Genomic DNA, 18,717 nt, shown 5'->3' with positions numbered 1-18,717 from the left:
CTCGGCCAGGGCGCGGGCCAGCAGGGCGGCGCTCTCGCGCGGCAGGCGCAGCGCCGGGTGCCGGGCGGCCTCGGGCGGCAGGCGGTTGGCCATGTCCTCGTGCACCAGCACGGCGGCTGCATAGTCGCCCCGCTCGACGAAATGACGCGCCAGGTCGGCCCGCATGCGCTGGCTGCTGGAGTTGCCGGGGCCGAGCAGGGTGTCCATGTCGGCGATCAGCTGGCGGGCGTTGTCGACGCTGCCTTCGGGCCGCCCCAGGCGGGCCTGGATATTCCACAGATGCTGGCGCGAGCGCTGCACGAAGCGGGCGCGGTGGGCCGGTGCGGTGGCCCAGGAGGCCCGCGTGGCCTCGATCAGCTGCTCGGCTTCCAGCAGCCGGCCCTGCGCCAGGCGCAGCTGGTAGAGGTAGGTGTTGTAGTAGGGGTACTCGTAGTCGGTCGGCTTGTAGAAGCGCTGCACCATGGGCCAGGCGATGGCGTGGATGGCCTCGGCGTCGGCGAAGCGCGCGGCGCCGCCGTAGGCCACCAGCAGCATGTAGAGCAGGCTTTCGTACTCGTCCTCCAGCGGCGTGCCGGCCTGTGCCGCGGAGAAGGCGGGCAGCAGGGGCTCGCCCAGCGCGATGACCTCCAGCGGCGCGTTCAGGGCCGTGTAGATGCGCATCAGGCGCAGCTTGGCGATCAGCGTGTGCTCTTCGTCTTCGCCCCAATGCCGGGCGCTGACGCTGATCAGCTCCTGCGCCAGCGGGATGGCGATGTCGTGGCGGTTCATGTCCGAGTAGGTGGCCACCATGACGTCGAGCACGCGGGAATACGTCAGGTCGTCGCCCGCGAAGCGCTGGCGCAGCTCGGTGCGGCTCTTCTCCAGCACCTCGAAGATGGTCGGGATGTGGCCGCCGTGGCGGTCGGGGTTGGCCGTGGACAGCAGCTCGGTCAGGTAGCGCGTGACCGCCTCGCTCTGGTGTGCCGCGGCCTGGGCCTCGCGGCGCTGCCACAGGCTGACGGCCAGGCCGGCGCTCAGCGCCGCGAACACCAGCGTCGCGCCGACGGCCAGGGCCGCATTGCGCCGGGCCCAGAGGTGGGCGCGGTGGCGCCAGTCTTCGGCGCGCACGCTGACCGGGCGCTGGGCCAGCCAGCGCTCCAGGTCGTCGATCAGGCTGCCGGCACTGGCATAGCGCTCGGCCGGGTTGCGGCGCAGGGCCTTGGCGGCGACCGCCTCGAGGTCGCCGGCGGCGCGCTCGGCATCGGCCGGCCGGCCGGGCCCGGCGCCACGGCCGCCACCCTCGCCGTCCATGGTGGTGCCGGTCGTGCGCGAGATGCGCCGCGGCGCGCCGTGCAGCACCGCATGCTCCAGCGCCGTGCGGCTCAGGCCGCGCTGGCCGAAGGGCAGTTCGCCACTGGCGAGCTCGTAGAGCATGACGCCCAGCGAATAGATGTCGCTGGCAACGCCGACCGGCTCGCCGGTGATCTGCTCGGGCGCCGCGTAGGCGGGCGTCAGGCGCCGGCCCGTGACCATGGTGAGCTGGTGGTCGGCCTGCTGGCCGGAGTCGTCCAGCAGGCCGGCGATGCCGAAGTCCAGCAGCTTGGTGCAGCCGCTCTCGTCCAGCATGACGTTGCTGGGCTTGAGGTCGCGATGCACGATGAGCTGGGCGTGGGCATGCTCGACGGCGCGGGCCACCTCGACAAGCAGCTTCACGCGCGCCGCCAGCGGCAGCTCGTGCGCCCGCACATGCTCGGACAGCGTGCGGCCGGCGACGTACTCCAGCACCAGATAAGCGCGGCCGTCCTGCTCGCCGGCGTCCAGCAGCCGCGCGATATTGGGGTGGGTCAGCCGGCCCAGCAGCGCGCGTTCACGGGCGAAGCGGGCGGCCAGGCCGGGGCTGGCGAGGTCGTCGCGCAGCAGCTTGATGGCGGCCTCGCCCTGGTAGAGGCCGTCGGCCCGCTCGGCCCGCCAGACCTGGCCCATGCCGCCTTCGCCCAGCAGCTCGGCCAGGCACCAGGCGCCGAAGCGGTCACCCGGCTGGGGCGCTGGCAGCACCGCGGGCTCGGCCAGCGCACGCGCCAGATGGGCGTCGAAGTCCGGCTGCGCGACGAGCACCGTCGCGTCGTCGTCGGGCAGCGAGGCCAGCATGCGCGCCAGGCGTTCGGCGAACTCGCGCGGCTCGATGGCGGCAAGGCGGCCCAGGCGTTCCGCGGCGGGCAGTTCGGCGAGCTCGTCGAACAGCGTGGACAGGCGCTGCCAGTCGTCGGCCTGCAAGCCGGAATTCATTGATGCACCCTTCGCGCTACGCGCTGTCCCGCCAAGCGGGAGCGAGCTTGCTTGGGGCGGCCCTGCGCGGCGCTCAATCAGTAGACCGTGTTGGGTTTGTCTCCGAGCAGCTCCTGGAGCAGGGCCCGGGCCTTCAGCAGCTCGCGGTTGATGCTGCGCGTGGACAGCTGGCGCAATTCGGCCACCTCGGCGATGGACAGGCCGGCGAAGCCGATCATCTCGATGAGCTCGTAGAGGCCCTTGTCGAGCTCGCGCATGCGGTTGAGCGCCTGGTCCAGGCCGACCATGTCGACGGCCTGGCTCTGCACCGCGGCCACGTCGCTGGCGGCGGACAGCGTGACCATGACGGCGTCGCCGCCGCGCTTGTCGCGGCCTTCGGTGCGCAGGTGGTCGATGACGACGGAGCGCAGCACGCGACCGATGTAGGCGAAGAACTGGCCGCGCGTGTCGCCCTGCAGGCCCTGCTGGTCGGCCATGCGCAGGAAGCCCTCGTGCACCAGCGCCGTGGTGTCCAGGCCGGCCGACCGGCCGTTGGGGCCGCACTGCGCGAGGCGGATGCGGGCCACGCGCTTGATCTCGGGGTAGAGCAGCGCATACAGCTGCTGCAGCGCCGCGGGGTCACCCCGCGACGTGCCGATGAGCAGTTCGGTGACGTCGGCCACGTCAGTCTTCCTGGAAAGCGGCCAGGGCGGCGGCGACGTCGGCTTCGCTGGCCTCGCGCTGCACCGGCGCATCGGCGGTCAAGGCTGTGGAGCCTTCGCGCTTCAGCCGCGCCACCCACTGGCCGGCGTCGCGGCCCTGCTCGAAGCCGCTGCTCTGCAGCAGCAGCTCGCCGCCAGCGGACAGCAGCTTGAAGTAGAACTTGCCGTCGGCCTCGCGGTATTGCTTGAAAACGGGCAGGGCGGCCTTCTCGGTCTTGGCGGCCGCCGTGGCCGCTGTCGACGTGTAGGGCCGCAGGCCGCAGGCCTCGCGCAAGGTCTTCAGGAAGGGCACGGCGATGGCACGGGCCTTGGCGGCGCCGGCCTGCAGGATGGCCTCGAGCTGCTCGGGGTGGGCCATCAGCTGGGCATAGCGCTCGCGCATCGGCCCGATCTGGCCTTCGATCAGCGCGACGAGCTGTTGCTTGGCCTCGCCCCAGCCCAGGCCGCCGCGCAGGGCGGCACGGAAGGCGGCGCGCTGCTCGGTCGTCGCGAAGGCGTCGTAGATGGTGACCAGGGCCTGGCCCTGCGGGTCCTTGGGCTCGCCGGGCAGCTTGCTGTCGGTGACGATGCGCGCGACCGCGTCCTGCAGCGCCTTGGAACCGCCCTCGAAGAGCGGAATGACGTTGTCATAGCTCTTGCTCATCTTGCGGCCGTCCAGACCGGGCAGCAGCTCCATTTCCGCGTCGGTCACGGCTGAAGGCAGCGTGAACAGCTCCTTGCCCTGGCCGAACAGATGGTTGAAGCGCTGGGCGACGTCGCGCGCCATCTCGATGTGCTGGACCTGGTCCTTGCCGACGGGCACCTTGTGCGCGTTGAACATCAGGATGTCGGCCGCCATCAGCACCGGGTAGCTGAACAGGCCCATGCTGACGTTGGCGTCCGGCTCCTCGCCGGCGGCGACGGCCGCATCCACGGCGGCCTTGTAGGCATGCGCCCGGTTCATCTGGCCCTTGGCGGTCACGCAGGTCAGCAGCCAGGTCAGCTCCGGGATCTCGGGCACGTCGCTCTGGCGGTAGAAGGTGACGCGCTCGGGGTCGAGGCCGGCGGCCAGCCAGGTGGCGGCGATGGCGCGGCTGGAATGGGCCAGGCGGTCCGGCTCGTCGCACTTGATCAGCGCGTGGAAGTCGGCCATGAAGAAAAAGCTCTCCACGCCGGGCGCGCGGCTGGCTTCAATGGCCGGGCGGATGGCGCCGACGTAATTGCCGAGATGCAGGGTGCCGGTGGTGGTGATGCCGGTCAGGACGCGGTGGGACATATCGATGGCGCCCGGCCGTCCGCGGAGGGACATGAGGGCTAAGAATCCGGTTTGGTGAAAAGTTACCAAGCCGGATTGTGGCCTCAGCTTCGCTTGCGGGAAGGGGGTGCTGCTACCGAGGCGCGCCAGGTGACGGAGATGTCGAACTGCCGCGTGACCGGCAGCTCCTGCCCATAGCAGCGGTTGAGCAGCCAGTTGAGGCCCGCCAGCGTCACCTCGTGGCTGGGGACGTGCACCGAGGTGAGGCGGGGCGCGGCGAATTCGGCGCTGGGCGAGTCGTCATAGCCGAGCACCGAAACCTCGTGCGGCACCGACACGCCGCGCTCCTGGAAATGGGCCAGCAGGCCGATGGCCATCTCGTCGTTGGCGCAGAAGACGGCCGTCGGCAGGCGCTTGAGCTTGAGCAGCACCTCGGCGGCATCCCAGCCGGCCTGGTTGGAGAAGTCGCCGGGCACGGTCAGGATCTTGGCCGTGTCCAGCCCGCGCAGCGCCAGCTCCCCCAGGAAGCCATTCAGGCGCGCCACGTTGTCGGGCGAGGTCGTCGGGCCGGAGACGATGGCGATGTCCTTGTGCTTGTGCTGCAGCAGCGCACGCGCCGCCTGCACGCCGCCCTGCACGTGGTCGGCCGTGAAGCACTGGTCCTTGATGCGGTCGAAGTGGCGGTTCAGCACGACGACCTGGCGCGCCGCCGGGCCCAGGGCCTTGAGGTCCTCGTCCTGCATGGCGTTGGACAGCACGATGAGGCCGTCGCAGTCGCGGTCCAGCAGGAAGCGCATGCCGTCGTTGGTCTCGACGCGCTCGTCCTCGATGCCCTCGCCGAAGGCCACCACCATGTGCAGGCCCTGGGTGCGCAGCACCGTGTCGATGACGCGCAGGATGGGCGTGTAGTAGGTGCCGCGCAGGAAGGGGATGTAGACGCCGATCAGCTTGGACGTGCCGGCGCCCAGCGACCGCGCCGTGTGCGAGGGCCGGAACTTCAGCTGGGCGATGACCTTGCGCACGCGCTCGGCCGTGGCCGGCGCAACGGAACCGTTTCCGCTGATGACGCGCGACGCGGTGCCCACGCCCACGCCGGCCAGCCGCGCTACATCCTTGATCGTTGCCATTCGCCCTCTGCTTTTTCTGGGGCGGATTGAATCACAGGGGGCAGATGGGCTGGGGGTCTGCTGGCTCGGGAAGGGGCTTGGTGTTTACGTGGGTCTCCTTGCCGCTCAGGCCGCCGCCGACCGGCCACCAGGGCTTGGCCTCGTGGGCGCTGAACTGGCAGGGGCCGGCCGGCCAGGGGAAGGAGAGGCGGCCAGTGAAGCCGGGCCAGCTCTTGCCGTCGGCCGGCGCGATGAGCACGTCCGTGAGGCCCGCGCCTTCGGTGCCGGGTTGCCAGGCGGCGATGAAGGCGTCGCTCTGGTTGGCGAGGTCGTTCACATAGAGCGGCCGGCCCGAGTAGAGCAGCGTGACGACCGGGACGCCGCGGCCGGCGACCTTCTGCAGCACGGCCAGGTCCTTGGGCTGGCGGCGGCTGTGGCGCAGGTTCTCGGTGATGCGCACATCGCCCTCGCCCTCGGCATAGGGCGTCTCGGCCAGCACGGCGACGACGGCGTCGAAGTTCTTCGGATCGTTCCTGGAGCCGTCGGCATCGAAAGTGACGTTGGCCGTGCCCAGGCGTTGGCGCAGCGCGGCCAGCAGCGAGGTGCCCTGGGGGTAGTCGACATTGCTCGTGTCGCGGCCCTGCCAGGTCACGCTCCAGCCGCCGGCCTGGTGGGACAGGCTGTCGGCCGCGGCGCCGACGACGAGCACGCGTGCCGTGCCTTTCAGCGGCAGCAGGCCGGGCTTGTGCTTCAGCAGCACCAGGGACTCGCGCACCGCGCGGCGCGCCAGTTCGGGCGCCTGCAGCGCCTCCACCGTGGCCGGCACGGCCGGCTGCATGCCGATGCTGAACTTCACGCGCAGGATGCGACGCACCGCATCGTCGATGCGGGCCATGGGGATGCGGCCCTGCTCGGCGGCGCGCAGCGTGTTGTTGAAGAAGGCCTTCCAGTGGAAGGGCACCATGACGACGTCGATGCCGGCATTGATGGCCGCCGGGCAGTCGTCATTGCGGCAGCCGGGCACCTGGCCGACGCCGTCCCAGTCGCTGACGATGAGACCGTCGAAGGCCAGCCTTTGCTTCAGCACGCCGGTCATCAGGATCTGGTTGCCGTGCATCTTGCCGTGGTCGACATAGCCAGCGCTGTCAGTCCAGCTGCTGAAGGAGGTCATGGCGGTCAGCACGCCGGCATCCAGGGCGCCGAGGTAGCCGGCGCCGTGCACGTCGGCGAGCGCTGTCGGCGAGGCCTGGGTCACCCCCTGGTCGATGCCGCGGCGCGTGCCGCCGTCGCCAATGAAATGCTTGGCTGTCGCCAGCACGCCGCGGCCGTCCTTCATGCCTTCCTGCAGGCCTTCGACCGAGGCTTGGCCCAGGCGCTGCACCAGCGCCGGATCGACGCTGAAGCTTTCATAGGTGCGACCCCAGCGCACGTCCTGCACGACGGCCAGCGTCGGCGCGAACGCCCAGTGCAGGCCCGAGGCGCGGATGGCGCGCGCGGTGGCGCGGCCGATGTCGCGCACCAGGTCGGCGTCGCGCGTCGCGCCCAGCGCGATGTTGTGCGGGAACAGCGTGGCGCCGCGCACATTGTTGTGGCCGTGCACGGCGTCCGTGCCCCAGATCAGCGGGATGCCCGGCGTGGCCTGCAGGGCCGCGGCCTGGAACTTCTCCGACAGCTCACGCCACTGCGCCGGCGTGGCCGCGCGGTCCTGGCCCGGCCAGCCGCCGCCGCCGTTCAGGATGGTGCCGATGGCGTACTCGCGCACCTCGTCCGGCGTGATCGCGCGGATCTCGGGCTGGGTCATCTGGCCGATCTTCTGGCGCAGGCTCAAGCCCTTCAGCGCGGCCTCGACGCGGGCCTCCAGCGCGGCGTCGCGCACCGGCTTGCGGGCGGGCCAGGCCTGCACGATGGAATCGGTTTCGCTGGCGCCCGCCGTGGTGGCCGTCAACAGGGCCGCGGCGAGGAGAAAGGGAAGGGGTTTGCGCGTCATCGTCATCTTCGGTTGCGGCCGCGACAGTAGTAGGTGAAGCAAAAAAACGTCAACCCCCGGGCCGACGAGATTGACAGCCCCGACTGTGCCGCATTAGATTTGCGCCGCGTTTGGAACCGGTTCCACTTTACGTCATCGACACCGCCAGAGAGCGGCGAGGTGGCGACCAAAAAGCCGGCCGAGCAGCGAACAAGACGAACCAGGAGACGAAAGAAATGCCCAAGCAAGCCCAGCGTGCGGCAGCGCGCGCCATCGCCCCAACTTCGCCCCAGCGGCGCAACCGCCTCACGCCCGTCGCCCTGTGCGTCGGTCTGTTGGGCGCACCCGGGCTGGCACTGGCCCAGGCCCAGGCTCAGGCCGGCGAGCAGAAGCTCGAGACCGTCACGGTCACGGGCTTTCGCGCCAGCCTCGAGTCCTCGATCAGCACCAAGCGCAATGCCGAGTCCATCGTCGAGGCCATCTCGGCCGAAGACATCGGCAAGCTGCCCGATGTGTCCATCGCCGATGCGCTGTCGCGCCTGCCGGGCCTGACGGCCCAGCGCGTGGGCGGGCGTGCCTCGGTGCTCAGCATCCGCGGCATGGCGCCGCGCTATGGCGTGACGCTGCTGAACGGCCGCGAGATCGTCAGCACGGGCGACAACCGCTCGGTGGAGTTCGACCAGTTCCCGTCGGAGCTGATCAACAAGGCCACCGTCTACAAGACCGCCGAGCCCAGCCTGTCGACGCAGGGCCTGTCGGGCACCATCAACATGATGACGCTGCGCCCGCTGGAGATCGATGGCACGCAGGCCGTCATCGGCGCGCGTGCCGAGCGCAACTCCAATGGCTCGCTGAACCCGGAGATCTCGGGCATGGGCAACCGCCTCAGCGCCTCGTATGTGACGCAGTCCACCGACCGCACCTGGGGCGCGGCCATCGGCTTCGCGCATCTGGATTCGCCCAGCCAGGAGAAGCATTACAAGAGCTGGTGGTGGGCCAACACCAACAACTGGGGCGCGCCGCTGCCGGGTGCGCCGCTGGACGCCGTGGCGCTGCAGGGCTTCGAGCTGGGTGCCGCCTCCTCGCGCCAGAAGCGCGACGGCCTGATGGGGGTACTGGAATACAAGCCTGGCAACGGCTTCCACAGCACGCTGGACCTCTACTACTCCAAGTTCGACCAGACCGAGGCGCGTCGCACGGTGATGTCGGACATGTCGACCTGGTCGGGCGCGACCTGGAGCAATGCCCAGACGACGGTGGTCAACGGCGACAAGATCATCACCAGCGGCATCGTCAACGACACGACGCCGGTGGCGCTGACGACCTTCAACAAGCGCCAGGACGACATCCGCTCGGTGGGCTGGAACAACGAACTCAAGCTGGCCGACTGGAAGCTGGAGGGCGATCTGAGCTGGTCCAAGGCCAAGCGCAAGGAGCAGAACGCGGAGCTGCAGGCGGGCTCGCTGAACCGCGTCAGCCTCGGCCAGGCCAACATCGTCACCGGTGACGGGCGTTCCACCTTCGCCCCGAACTTCGACTTCTCCGACGCCAAGAACGTCTACCTGCGCGACCCCGCCAACTGGGGCCGGGACGGCCGCAGCCAGTTCCCCAAGGTGGGCGACGAGCTCAAGGCGCTCAAGCTCGCGGTGAGCCGCAACCTCGACAGCTGGATCAACAGCGTCGAGGGTGGCGTGAACTACTCCGAGCGCGACAAGGACATGAACCGCACCGAGGTCAACTACAACCTCAAGAACGGCCGCGCCGCCATGCTGATCCCGGCCGCGCTGCTGCGTGATCCGACGGACCTGAGCTTTGCCGGCAGCAACATCCGCATGGTCAATTTCGACCTGCCCAGCGCGCTCAATCTCTACGACGTCGTGCCGACCTCGGCCGACCAGGCGCCGGGCCGCATCTGGCAGGTGCACGAGAAGGTCACCACGGCCTACGGCAAGATCGGTTTCGAGTTCGACTGGGGCCTGCCCATCCACGGCAACCTGGGCGTGCGCGTCGTGCATGCCAAGCAGATGAGCAATGGCCTGCTGTGGGACTCCAAGACCAGCACGACCCAGCCCGCCAGCGGCGGCGCGACCTACACCGACACCCTGCCCAGCCTCAACCTGTCGGCTGACCTGACGGCCAACACCGTGGTCCGCTTCGGCCTGGCCAAGGTGCTGGCGCGGCCCAACATGGAAGACATGCGCGCCGGCTTCGCCGGCATCAGCGTCAGCACGACGGAGCCGCATCTGTGGTCGGCCAACGGCGGCAACCCCAAGCTCGAGCCGTGGCGCGCCGACGCGGTGGACCTGTCGGTGGAGCACTACTTCACCAAGCGCAGCTATCTGGCGGCCGCGGCCTTCCACCGCAACCTGAAGAACTTCGTCTACTCGCAGGCCATCGACTTCGACTTCACCGGCTTCCCCAACCCGACGGCCTTCACGCCCTACAGCAATATCGGCACACTCAGCACCCAGTCCAATGGCAAGGGCGGCATGATTGCCGGCACGGAGCTGAGCGGCACGCTGGATGGTTCGCTGGTCAGCCCGGCGCTGGAAGGCATCGGTGTGCAGGCGAGCTATTCCAAGACCCGCAGTTCGCTGCATGAGGCCAACGATTTGACCAAGCCTCTGGATGGGCTCTCGGGTTCGGTGAGCAGCATCACGCTGTACTACGAGCGCAATGGCCTCTCGGCCCGCATCGGCAGCCGCCACCGCTCGCCCTTCGTGACGACGGTGCGGGGCACCTTCGGCGAGAACGTGCCCAGCATGATCTCCAGCGAGACCAATATCGACGCCCAGATCGGCTATTCCTTCGAGTCCGGCCCGCTGAAGGGCCTGTCGCTGACGCTGCAGGTCAACAATCTGAACGACGAGCCCTACCGCACGAGGGTGGGTGTCTCCACCGGCTCCGTCGACCCGCTGGCGACCTTGCCCGAGCGCTACACGTCCTACGGCCGCCAGTTCCTGATCGGCGGCACCTACAAGTTCTGACCGCTTTTCTTGTTCCCTGACCCCGCGCCGGTCCCCGTGGCCGGCGCCCTCACATCCGAAGCATGAGCTCCCACAACGCCCCGACCCGCAAAGACTTCCCCGCCGACTTCCGTTGGGGCGTGTCCACTTCTTCCTTCCAGATCGAGGGCGCCGGCCGCGAGGACGGCAAGGGTGAGTCCATCTGGGACCGCTTCTGCGCCCAGCCAGGCCGCATCCGCGACGGCAGCGACGGCCTGGTGGCTTGCGACCACTACCACCTGTTCCCCCAGGACCTGGACATGGCCAAGGGCCTGGGCGTCAACGCCTACCGCTTCTCCATCGCCTGGCCGCGCATCCTGCCGAACGGCCGCGGTGCGGTGAACGAAGCGGGGCTGGCTTTCTACGATCGGCTGGTGGACGGCATGCTGGAACGCGGTCTCGACCCCTGGGCAACCCTCTACCACTGGGACCTGCCGCAGGTGCTGCAGGACGAAGGGGGCTGGACCTCGCGCGACACCGTGAGCGCCTTCCTCGAGTACACCGACGTCGTCACCCGCCGCCTGGGCGACCGTGTCAAGCACTGGATCACCCACAACGAACCCTGGTGCTCCTGCATGATGGGCTACTGGGAGAACATCCATGCGCCGGGCGGCAGCAGCCTGGCTGATGCGATGCAGGCCTGCCACCATGTGCTGCTGTCCCATGGTCTGGCGATTCCGGTCATCCGCAAGAACTCGGCCGATGCCCAGGTCGGCATCACGTTGAGCCTGCATCCCATCACGGCGGCGTCTGACAGTGCCGAGGATCTTGCCGCGCTGAAGCGCCACGACGGCCTGCGCAACCGCTGGTTCCTCGATCCGCTGTTCGGCCGCGGCTATCCGGCGGACACGCTGGAGCTGATCGGCGACGCCGCGCCTACCGTGTTCGCCGGCGACCTGGACGCCATCGCGACGTCGACCGACTTCCTGGGCGTGAACTATTACTTCCCCGAGATGGTCAAGAACGATCCGGCGGGTGGCCCGATGCGCGCCAGCCTCGTCGAGAAGGAGGGGGTCGAGCGCACCGGTTTCGGCTGGGAGGTTTCGCCGCAAGGGCTGGTCGACCTGCTGACCCGCATCCAGCGCGACTACAACCCGGCCGTCATCCAGCTGACCGAGAACGGTTCCACTTTCGAGGACGTGCTGACGCCCGAAGGTCGCGTGCACGACAAGGAGCGCCTGTCCTATCTGCAGCGCCATCTGGCTGCATTGAAGCAGGCCATGGCCGCCGGCGTGCCGGTCAAGGGCTATTTCGCCTGGAGCCTGCTGGACAACTTCGAATGGGCCGAAGGCTATCTGCGCCGCTTCGGTATCGCCTATGTGGACTACGCGACGCAGAAGCGCATCCTGAAGGACAGCGGCCTCTGGTACAGCCAGTTCCTGAACGAATAATTAACGCCTAAGCAGGCGTTTGTTAAAGGGTACAGGCGGTTTCTAAATGAAATATTACAGGGTCCTCCCTCAGGCGCGTTCAGCCGTGGCGGGGCAAACTGCGCTCGCTGCCCCACAAGATCCGGAGACAAGATGAAGTTCCCCCGCCATGCCCTGGCCACGGTTGCGCTGCTGGCTGCAACCGCTTCCAACGCCGCTGAACCCCTGAAGGCGGAGGTCATCCACTGGTGGACCTCCGGCGGCGAGTCCGCCGCCGCCAAGACCCTGGCCGAGGCCTACAAGGCCCAGGGCGGCATCTGGGTAGACACTGCCGTCGCCCTGGGCGAGCAGGCCCGCTCGGTGGCCATCAACCGCATTGCCGGCGGCAACCCGCCCACCGCGGCCCAGTTCAACACCACCCAGCAGTTCCGCGACATCGTCGACCAGGGCCTGCTGAACAACGTCGACGACGTTGCCAAGCGCGACGGCTGGGACAAGTTCCTGCCCGAGACCGTGCTGAGCGCCATCCGCGTCAACGGCCACTACTACGCCGCGCCGGTCAACATCCACAACATGACCTGGTTCTGGTTCTCCAAGGCCGCCTTCAAGAAGGCCGGCATCGCGGAGGAGCCCAAGAACTTCGACGAGCTGTTCGTGGCCCTGGACAAGCTCAAGGCCGCCGGCCTCGTGCCTCTGGCCCATGGCGGCCAGCCCTGGCAGGACGGCATCGTCTTCACCGCCACGCTGGCCCATTACGGCGGCCGCGACCTCTACTTGAAGATCTTCCGCGACCGCGACCCCAAGGCCATCCTGGGCGAGGACTTCAAGAAGGTGCTGCTGGCCTACAAGAAGCTGCAGGGCTACACCGACAAGGGCTCGCCCGGCCGCAACTGGAACGACGCCACCGCCATGCTGATCAGCGGCCGCGGCGGCGTGCAGATCATGGGCGACTGGGCCAAGGGCGAGTTTGCCCAGGCCAAGCAGGAGGCCGGCAAGGACTACGGCTGCGCACCCGGCTTCGGACCCAAGGCGCCCTACATCATCCAGGGCGACGTGATGGTCTTCCCCAAGACCAGCAAGCCCGACCAGGTCAAGGCCCAGCAGCTGCTCGCCAGCGTCATCACCCAGCCCGCCACCCAGGTTGCCTTCAGCATCAAGAAGGGCAGCATCCCCATCCGCACCGACGTCGACGTCAGCCAGATGGACATGTGCGCCCAGATGGGCGTGGCGGCGATGAAGGACAAGTCGCGCCAACTCGGCAACGGCGAGATCTACATCACGCCCGACCAGAACGGCGCGCTGCAGGACGTGCTGACCAGCTACTGGAACCGCAACATCCCGGTCGAGAAGGTCCAGAAGGACATCGTCTCCGCACTCAGGAACTGACATGAAGCGTCGGTCCCTCGCGGCCTGGGGCGCGCTGCTGCCCCTGGCCCTCATCGTCTGCGTCGGCTATGTGGGCACGGTGCTGTGGACGCTGCGCACCTCCGTGTCCAGCGCGCGCACCTTCCCCAAGGACGACTTCGTCGGCCTGCAGCAGTTCGAGCGCCTGCTCGACAACGAGCGCTGGCAGCTCGCCATCCACAACCTCGCCATCTACGGCGTGCTCTATATCGCCGCGGCCATGCTGCTGGGCTTCCTGCTCGCCGTCTTCATCGATCAGAAGGTGCGTGGCGAGGGCGTGCTGCGCACGGCCTTCCTGTACCCGTATGCGATGTCCTTCGTGGCGACGGGCCTGGTCTGGCAGTGGGTGCTCAACCCCGACAGCGGCCTGCAGAACGCGATGCAGCAGATGGGCTGGAAGGACTTCCACTTCGACTGGATCGTCGACCAGGACATGGTTATCTACACCGTCGTCATCGCCGGCACCTGGCAAGGGGCAGGGCTGGTGATGGCGCTGATGCTGGCGGGGCTGCGCGGCATCGACGAGGAGATCTGGAAGGCCTCAAAGCTGGATGGCATCCCGACCTGGCGCGTCTATCTGTCCATCGTGCTGCCCATGATGGGACCCACGCTGGCCACCGTCTTCACGCTGCTGGCCACCGGCGTCGTCAAGGTCTTCGACACCGTCGTCGCGATGACCCAGGGCGGCCCGGGCACGGCCAGCGACGTGCCGGCCAAGTTCATCATGGACCACCTGTTCGGCCGCGCCAACCTGGCGCTGGCCTCGGCCGGTGCGGTGATGCTGCTGCTCACGGTGCTTGCCCTCGTCGCGCCGCTCGCCTATGTGCGCAGCCGTCAGGCCGCGAAGGGAGGCCACGCATGAAGCGCAAGGCCACAGCCCACTGGGCCCGTATCGGCGTCTACGCCTTCCTGATCTTCGCGGCGGTGTTCTTCCTGCTGCCGCTGTACGTGATGCTGACGACCTCGTTCAAGAGCATGGACGAGATCCGCCTCGGCCAGATCTTCGCGCTGCCGTCGACCATCACCTTCGACGCCTGGCGCGCCGCCTGGAGCGAGGCCTGCACGGGCGTCAGCTGCGAGGGCATTCGTGGCGGCTTCTGGAGCTCGGTCGCCATCACCGTGCCCTCGGTCATCCTGCCCATCCTGCTCGGCGCCATCAATGGCTATGCGCTGAGCTGGTGGAAGCCCAAGGGCGGCGAGTGGCTGTTCGGCATCCTGATGATGGGCGCCTTCATCCCCATCCAGGTGATGATCTACCCGCTCGTCAAGCTGGAAGCGGCCGTCGGCATCTACAGCAGCCTGCCCGGCATCGTCGCCGTGCACCTGGTGTTCGCCATGCCCATCATGACGCTGCTGTTCCGCAACTACTACGCCAGCCTGCCGACCGAGCTCTTCAAGGCGGCGCGCGTGGATGGTGGCGGCTTCTGGCGCATCTTCGTGCAGCTGGTGCTGCCCATGTCTACGCCCATGCTGATCGTCGCGGCCATCATGCAGATCACCGGCGTGTGGAACGACTACATCCTGGGCCTGACCTTCGCCGGCCGCGAGAACCAGCCGATGACGGTGCAGCTCAACAACGTCATCAACACGACGACGGGTGAGCGCCTCTACAACCTCAACATGGCCGCGACGATCCTGACGTCTGCCGTGCCCCTTCTTGTCTATCTGATTTCCGGCCGCTGGTTCGTCCGCGGCATCGCAGCGGGAGCCGTCAAGTGAGTGGCGTGAACATCCAGAGCCTGAGCATCAAGTTCGGGCACAACGAAGTCATCAAGGGCCTGGACCTGCAGGTCCACGAGGGCGAGTTCCTCGTGCTGCTTGGCCCCTCGGGTTGCGGCAAGTCGACGCTGCTGCACAGCATCGCCGGCCTCATCGACGTGAGTGCGGGCAGCATCCACATTGGCGGCACCGACATGACCGACGCCGAACCGGCCGAGCGCGGCATCGGCATGGTGTTCCAGAGCTATGCGCTGTACCCGACGATGACGGTGGAGCGCAATATGTCCTTCGGCCCGCGCGTGGCCGGCGTGCCCAAGGCCGAGATCGAGAAGCGGGTCAACCGCGCGGCCGAGATGCTGCAGCTGACGCCGCTGCTGAGCCGCAAGCCGGCCCAGCTGTCCGGCGGCCAGCGCCAGCGCGTCGCCATCGGCCGCGCCCTGGTGCGAGAGGCCGGCGTCTTCCTGTTCGACGAGCCGCTGTCCAACCTCGACGCCAAGCTGCGCGCCGAACTGCGCCGCGAGCTCAAGCTGCTGCACCAGACGCTGGGCAACACCATGATCTACGTGACCCACGACCAGGTCGAGGCCATGACGCTGGCCTCGCGCATCGTCGTCATGAAGAGCGGCGTCATCCAGCAGATCGGCACGCCCGGCGAGGTCTACGAGACGCCCGCCAATCTCTTCGTCGCGGGCTTCCTCGGCGCGCCGGCCATCAACTTCGTGCCCGCCCACGTCGGTGCCGATGGCCGTTCACTGCAAGGTGCGCTGCCCTTGCAGCTGGCCGAGGGCCGCGTGAAGGCGGGGCAGAACCTGGTGCTCGGCATCCGCCCCGAGCATGTGCGCCTGCAGTCCGACGGCCGCTGGCGCGCCACCGTGCAACTGGTCGAGCCCATGGGCAACCACCAGGTCGTCTGGATGAAGCTGGGCGAGCAGGGCTTCTCGGTCCTCGTGCACGATGGCCGCAAGGTCGCGGCCGGTGATGAGCTGGCCTTCGACATCGACGAGACCGCGCTCAGCGTCTTCGACGCGACCACCGAGCAGCGCCTGGCCTGATGGACGCCTTGCGCCGCATCGTCATCGTGGGCGGCGGCAGTGCCGGCTGGATGTGCGCGGCGGCGCTGGCGGCCAAGCTGGGGCAGGGGCATTGGCAGCTCACCCTCGTCGAGTCCGACGAGATCGGCATCGTCGGCGTCGGCGAGGCCACCATCCCGCCCATCCGCGGCTTCAATGCGCGCATCGGGCTGGACGAAGACGAGTTCCTGCGCGAGACCGGCGGGACCTTCAAGCTCGGCATCGAGTTCGTCGACTGGGGTGCCATCGGCGAGCGCTATATGCACGCCTTCGGCGACGTCGGGCGGCCGCTGGACGAGTTGCCCTTCCACCAGCACTGGCTGCGCCTGGGCGCCGAAACGCCGCTGGCGGAGTTCTCGATCAACAACCAGGCTGCGCTGGCCGGCCGCTTCATGCGCCCTCGGCCCGGCATGGCCGGCTCGCCGCTGGCCGAGATTGCCTATGCCTTCCACTTCGACGCCTCGCGCTATGCGGCCCTGCTGCGCCGGCATGCGGAGAAGCAGGGCGTGCAGCGCCTCGAGGGCCGCATCGAGCGTGTCGATTGCGAGGGCGGCCACATCCGCGCCCTGCACCTGAACGGCGACCGCAAGATCGAAGGCGACTTCTTCATCGACTGCTCCGGCCTGCATGCGCTGCTGATCGGCAAGACCCTGGGCGTGGCTTTCGAGGACTGGTCCAACTGGCTGCCCTGCGACCGCGCCTGGGCCGTGCCGACGGCTTCGCACGGCCCGCTGCTGCCCTGCACGCGGGCGACGGCCCACGACGCTGGCTGGCAGTGGCGCATCCCGCTGCAGCACCGCACCGGCAACGGCCATGTCTTTGCCAGCGCCTTCACCGACGAAGCCACCGCGCGCGACACGTTGATGCGCAACCTCGACGCCGAACCCCTCGCCGAGCCCCGTCTCATCAAGTTCCGCACCGGTCGCCGCCAGCAGGCCTGGGTCGGCAACTGCGTCGCCATCGGCCTCGCGAGCGGCTTCCTGGAGCCGCTGGAGTCCACCAGCATCCACCTGATCCAGAGCGCAGTGCTGCGTCTCATCGATCTCTTCCCGAGCGAAAGTCTGGCCGCCGCCGACATCGCCGAATACAACCGCCAGACCGCCGCCGAGATGGCGTCGGTGCGCGACTTCATCATCCTGCACTACAAGCTGACGCGCCGCGACGATTCGGCCTTCTGGCGCCATTGCCGCGCCATGGCCGTGCCCGAGGCGCTGCAGGCCCGCATGGACCTCTTCGCCAGCCATGGCCGGCTGTTCCGCCAGGGCCAGGAGTTGTTCTCCGAGCCGAGCTGGCTGCAGGTGCTGATCGGCCAGGGGCTGATGCCGCGCGGCCACCACCCGCTCGCCGCCGCGCGTCCTGCCGGACAAGCCCAGGAATTCATAGCCGACGTCCATCGCGTCGTGCGCCGCTGCGTGGAGGTGATGCCCGCCCACGCCGACTTCATCGCCGCTCACTGCGCGGCACCTTAGCCAGAGACCATGAAGACACTGCTTCTGACGCTGACAGCCGCGCTCGCCGGCCTTGCTAACGCTGCTCCTGTACGGGCTTTTCTCACCACGGCCGACCAGCAGCAGCTGCTCGCGCCCAGCGTGGTCGACAAGGCCACCAAGGCGGGTGAAGTCATCCGCATCGACCCCAGGCGCCAGCACCAGCGCATCGCCGGCTTTGGTGCCGCCATCACCGAAGGCTCGGCCTGGCTGATCCGCAACGGCATGAGTCCCACGCAGCGCGACGCCCTGATGCGCGAGCTGTTCACGCGTGAAGGCCATGGCCTGGGCTTCGAGCTGACGCGCCTGACCATTGGCGCGTCCGACTTCTCGCGCCGCCACTACAGCCTGGACGACATGCCCGCGGGTCAGACCGACCCCGAACTGAAGAACTTCTCGCTGGCGCCCGAGCGGGAGGACGTCATCCCCGCCGTCAAGCAGGCCCTGGCGCTGAACCCCAAGCTGCAGGTCATGGCCTCGCCCTGGAGCGCGCCGGGCTGGATGAAGACGACCGACAGCCTGGTGCAGGGCCAGCTCAAACCCGAGTTCTATGGCGCCTTCGCCCGCTACATGGTCCGCTACGTGGACGAGATGAAGGCCGAGGGCGTGCCCATCTTTGCGCTGACGCTGCAGAACGAACCGCACTTCGAGCCGCCCGACTATCCCGGCATGCGCATGACGCCCCGCACCCGCGCCGTCGTCGTCGGCCAGCACCTCGGCCCTTTGCTTGAAGCCAAGGGCATGAAGACCCAGTTGCTGGAATGGGACCACAACTGGGACGAGCCCTGGAGCCCGCTGTCCATGCTGTCCGATGCCAAGGCGCGCAAATACGTCTCGGGCGTGGCCTGGCATTGCTACGGCGGCGATGTGTCGGCGCAGTCGCAGGTGGCCCGGCAATTCCCAGCGCTGGACGTCTGGTTCACCGAGTGTTCCGGCGGCGAATGGAAACCGCAGTGGAACGAGACCCTGCCGTGGATCACGCGCAACCTCATCATCGGCAGCACCCGCCACGGCGCGCGTGGCGTGCTGATGTGGAACCTGGCGCTGGACCCGCAATACGGCCCGCATCTGGGCGGCTGCAAGGACTGTCGCGGCGTCGTCACCATCGACCCCAAGACCGGCCAGGTCACCCGCAACATCGAGTACTACGCCTTCGGCCATGCCAGCCGCTTCGTGACGCAGGGCGCGCGGCGTGTGGACTCGGAGGGCGGAGCGAAGGGACTCGATCACGTCGCCTTCACCAACCCCGATGGCAGCACCGTCCTCATCGTCTGCAATTCGGCGTCGCAAGCACGCCGCTTCACGGTGCAGGCGCCGGGGCAGCGCTTCAGCTACGAGCTGCCGGCCAGCGCCGTGGTTACGCTGCACTGGTGAGGCATAAATGCTTGCC

The 18,717-nt window shown here is 68.4% G+C and carries 13 protein-coding genes; 8 read left to right on the top strand and 5 right to left on the bottom strand.

What is annotated here, in order from left to right; translation table 11 throughout:
• From AC1DW3_RS23530 to AC1DW3_RS23510, 5 genes are all read right to left on the bottom strand, one after another.
• A partial coding sequence (locus AC1DW3_RS23530; RefSeq protein ID WP_477935450.1) for a serine/threonine-protein kinase occupies positions 1-2,265 on the bottom strand: 2,265 nt, incomplete at its 3' end.
• A gap of 77 nt (positions 2,266-2,342) precedes the next feature.
• On the bottom strand, positions 2,343-2,927 hold the full coding sequence (locus AC1DW3_RS23525) for an ECF-type sigma factor (RefSeq protein WP_477935448.1): 585 nt from the start codon (positions 2,925-2,927) through the stop codon (positions 2,343-2,345).
• Between the two features lies 1 nt (position 2,928).
• On the bottom strand, positions 2,929-4,221 hold the full coding sequence (locus AC1DW3_RS23520) for a tryptophan--tRNA ligase (protein WP_477935446.1): 1,293 nt from the start codon (positions 4,219-4,221) through the stop codon (positions 2,929-2,931).
• Positions 4,222-4,304: 83 nt separating this feature from the next.
• Complete coding sequence (locus AC1DW3_RS23515; protein ID WP_477935444.1) at positions 4,305-5,327, bottom strand: LacI family DNA-binding transcriptional regulator; 1,023 nt, start codon at positions 5,325-5,327, stop codon at positions 4,305-4,307.
• A 31-nt stretch (positions 5,328-5,358) separates the two neighbouring features.
• Positions 5,359-7,293, bottom strand: coding sequence for a glycoside hydrolase family 3 protein (locus tag AC1DW3_RS23510; protein WP_477935442.1), 1,935 nt, complete (start codon positions 7,291-7,293; stop codon positions 5,359-5,361).
• A gap of 215 nt (positions 7,294-7,508) precedes the next feature.
• On the opposite strand from AC1DW3_RS23510, the gene AC1DW3_RS23505 reads away from it, so the two are divergent.
• From AC1DW3_RS23505 to AC1DW3_RS23470, 8 genes are all read left to right on the top strand, one after another.
• Positions 7,509-10,259: a TonB-dependent receptor gene (locus tag AC1DW3_RS23505; RefSeq protein ID WP_477935441.1), complete on the top strand. Its 2,751-nt coding sequence runs from the start codon at positions 7,509-7,511 to the stop codon at positions 10,257-10,259.
• A 62-nt stretch (positions 10,260-10,321) separates the two neighbouring features.
• Positions 10,322-11,668: a GH1 family beta-glucosidase gene (locus AC1DW3_RS23500; protein WP_477935439.1), complete on the top strand. Its 1,347-nt coding sequence runs from the start codon at positions 10,322-10,324 to the stop codon at positions 11,666-11,668.
• A gap of 132 nt (positions 11,669-11,800) precedes the next feature.
• Positions 11,801-13,033: an ABC transporter substrate-binding protein gene (locus AC1DW3_RS23495; protein WP_477935437.1), complete on the top strand. Its 1,233-nt coding sequence runs from the start codon at positions 11,801-11,803 to the stop codon at positions 13,031-13,033.
• A 1-nt stretch (position 13,034) separates the two neighbouring features.
• Positions 13,035-13,913 (top strand): carbohydrate ABC transporter permease, encoded by an 879-nt coding sequence (locus AC1DW3_RS23490; protein ID WP_477935435.1) that lies wholly within the window; start codon positions 13,035-13,037, stop codon positions 13,911-13,913.
• Positions 13,910-14,770: a carbohydrate ABC transporter permease gene (locus AC1DW3_RS23485; protein ID WP_477935433.1), complete on the top strand. Its 861-nt coding sequence runs from the start codon at positions 13,910-13,912 to the stop codon at positions 14,768-14,770. The genes AC1DW3_RS23490 and AC1DW3_RS23485 overlap by 4 nt, the downstream gene beginning before the upstream one ends.
• A gap of 5 nt (positions 14,771-14,775) precedes the next feature.
• Positions 14,776-15,822: an ABC transporter ATP-binding protein gene (locus tag AC1DW3_RS23480; RefSeq protein WP_477935431.1), complete on the top strand. Its 1,047-nt coding sequence runs from the start codon at positions 14,776-14,778 to the stop codon at positions 15,820-15,822.
• Positions 15,822-17,309, top strand: a complete 1,488-nt coding sequence (locus AC1DW3_RS23475; RefSeq protein ID WP_477935429.1) for a tryptophan halogenase family protein — start codon at positions 15,822-15,824, stop codon at positions 17,307-17,309. The genes AC1DW3_RS23480 and AC1DW3_RS23475 overlap by 1 nt, the downstream gene beginning before the upstream one ends.
• 9 nt (positions 17,310-17,318) lie before the next feature.
• Entirely contained in the window at positions 17,319-18,701 is a 1,383-nt protein-coding gene (locus tag AC1DW3_RS23470; RefSeq protein WP_477935427.1) for a glycoside hydrolase family 30 protein, read from the top strand.
• Positions 18,702-18,717: the final 16 nt, after the last annotated feature.

The sequence above is a fragment of the Roseateles sp. P2_H4 genome, assembly GCF_056403315.1.
This window is presented reverse-complemented; position numbering and strand designations above follow the sequence as displayed.

What these genes read in the sequence shown, in the direction of transcription:
- AC1DW3_RS23520 (WP_477935446.1), bottom strand. Translation starts at nt 4,221, where the DNA reads ATGTCCCACCGCGTCCTGACCGGCATCACCACCACCGGCACCCTGCAT.
- AC1DW3_RS23515 (WP_477935444.1), bottom strand. Translation starts at nt 5,327, where the DNA reads ATGGCAACGATCAAGGATGTAGCGCGGCTGGCCGGCGTGGGCGTGGGC.
- AC1DW3_RS23510 (WP_477935442.1), bottom strand. Translation starts at nt 7,293, where the DNA reads ATGACGCGCAAACCCCTTCCCTTTCTCCTCGCCGCGGCCCTGTTGACG.
- AC1DW3_RS23505 (WP_477935441.1), top strand. Translation starts at nt 7,509, where the DNA reads ATGCCCAAGCAAGCCCAGCGTGCGGCAGCGCGCGCCATCGCCCCAACT.
- AC1DW3_RS23500 (WP_477935439.1), top strand. Translation starts at nt 10,322, where the DNA reads ATGAGCTCCCACAACGCCCCGACCCGCAAAGACTTCCCCGCCGACTTC.
- AC1DW3_RS23495 (WP_477935437.1), top strand. Translation starts at nt 11,801, where the DNA reads ATGAAGTTCCCCCGCCATGCCCTGGCCACGGTTGCGCTGCTGGCTGCA.
- AC1DW3_RS23490 (WP_477935435.1), top strand. Translation starts at nt 13,035, where the DNA reads ATGAAGCGTCGGTCCCTCGCGGCCTGGGGCGCGCTGCTGCCCCTGGCC.
- AC1DW3_RS23485 (WP_477935433.1), top strand. Translation starts at nt 13,910, where the DNA reads ATGAAGCGCAAGGCCACAGCCCACTGGGCCCGTATCGGCGTCTACGCC.
- AC1DW3_RS23475 (WP_477935429.1), top strand. Translation starts at nt 15,822, where the DNA reads ATGGACGCCTTGCGCCGCATCGTCATCGTGGGCGGCGGCAGTGCCGGC.
- AC1DW3_RS23470 (WP_477935427.1), top strand. Translation starts at nt 17,319, where the DNA reads ATGAAGACACTGCTTCTGACGCTGACAGCCGCGCTCGCCGGCCTTGCT.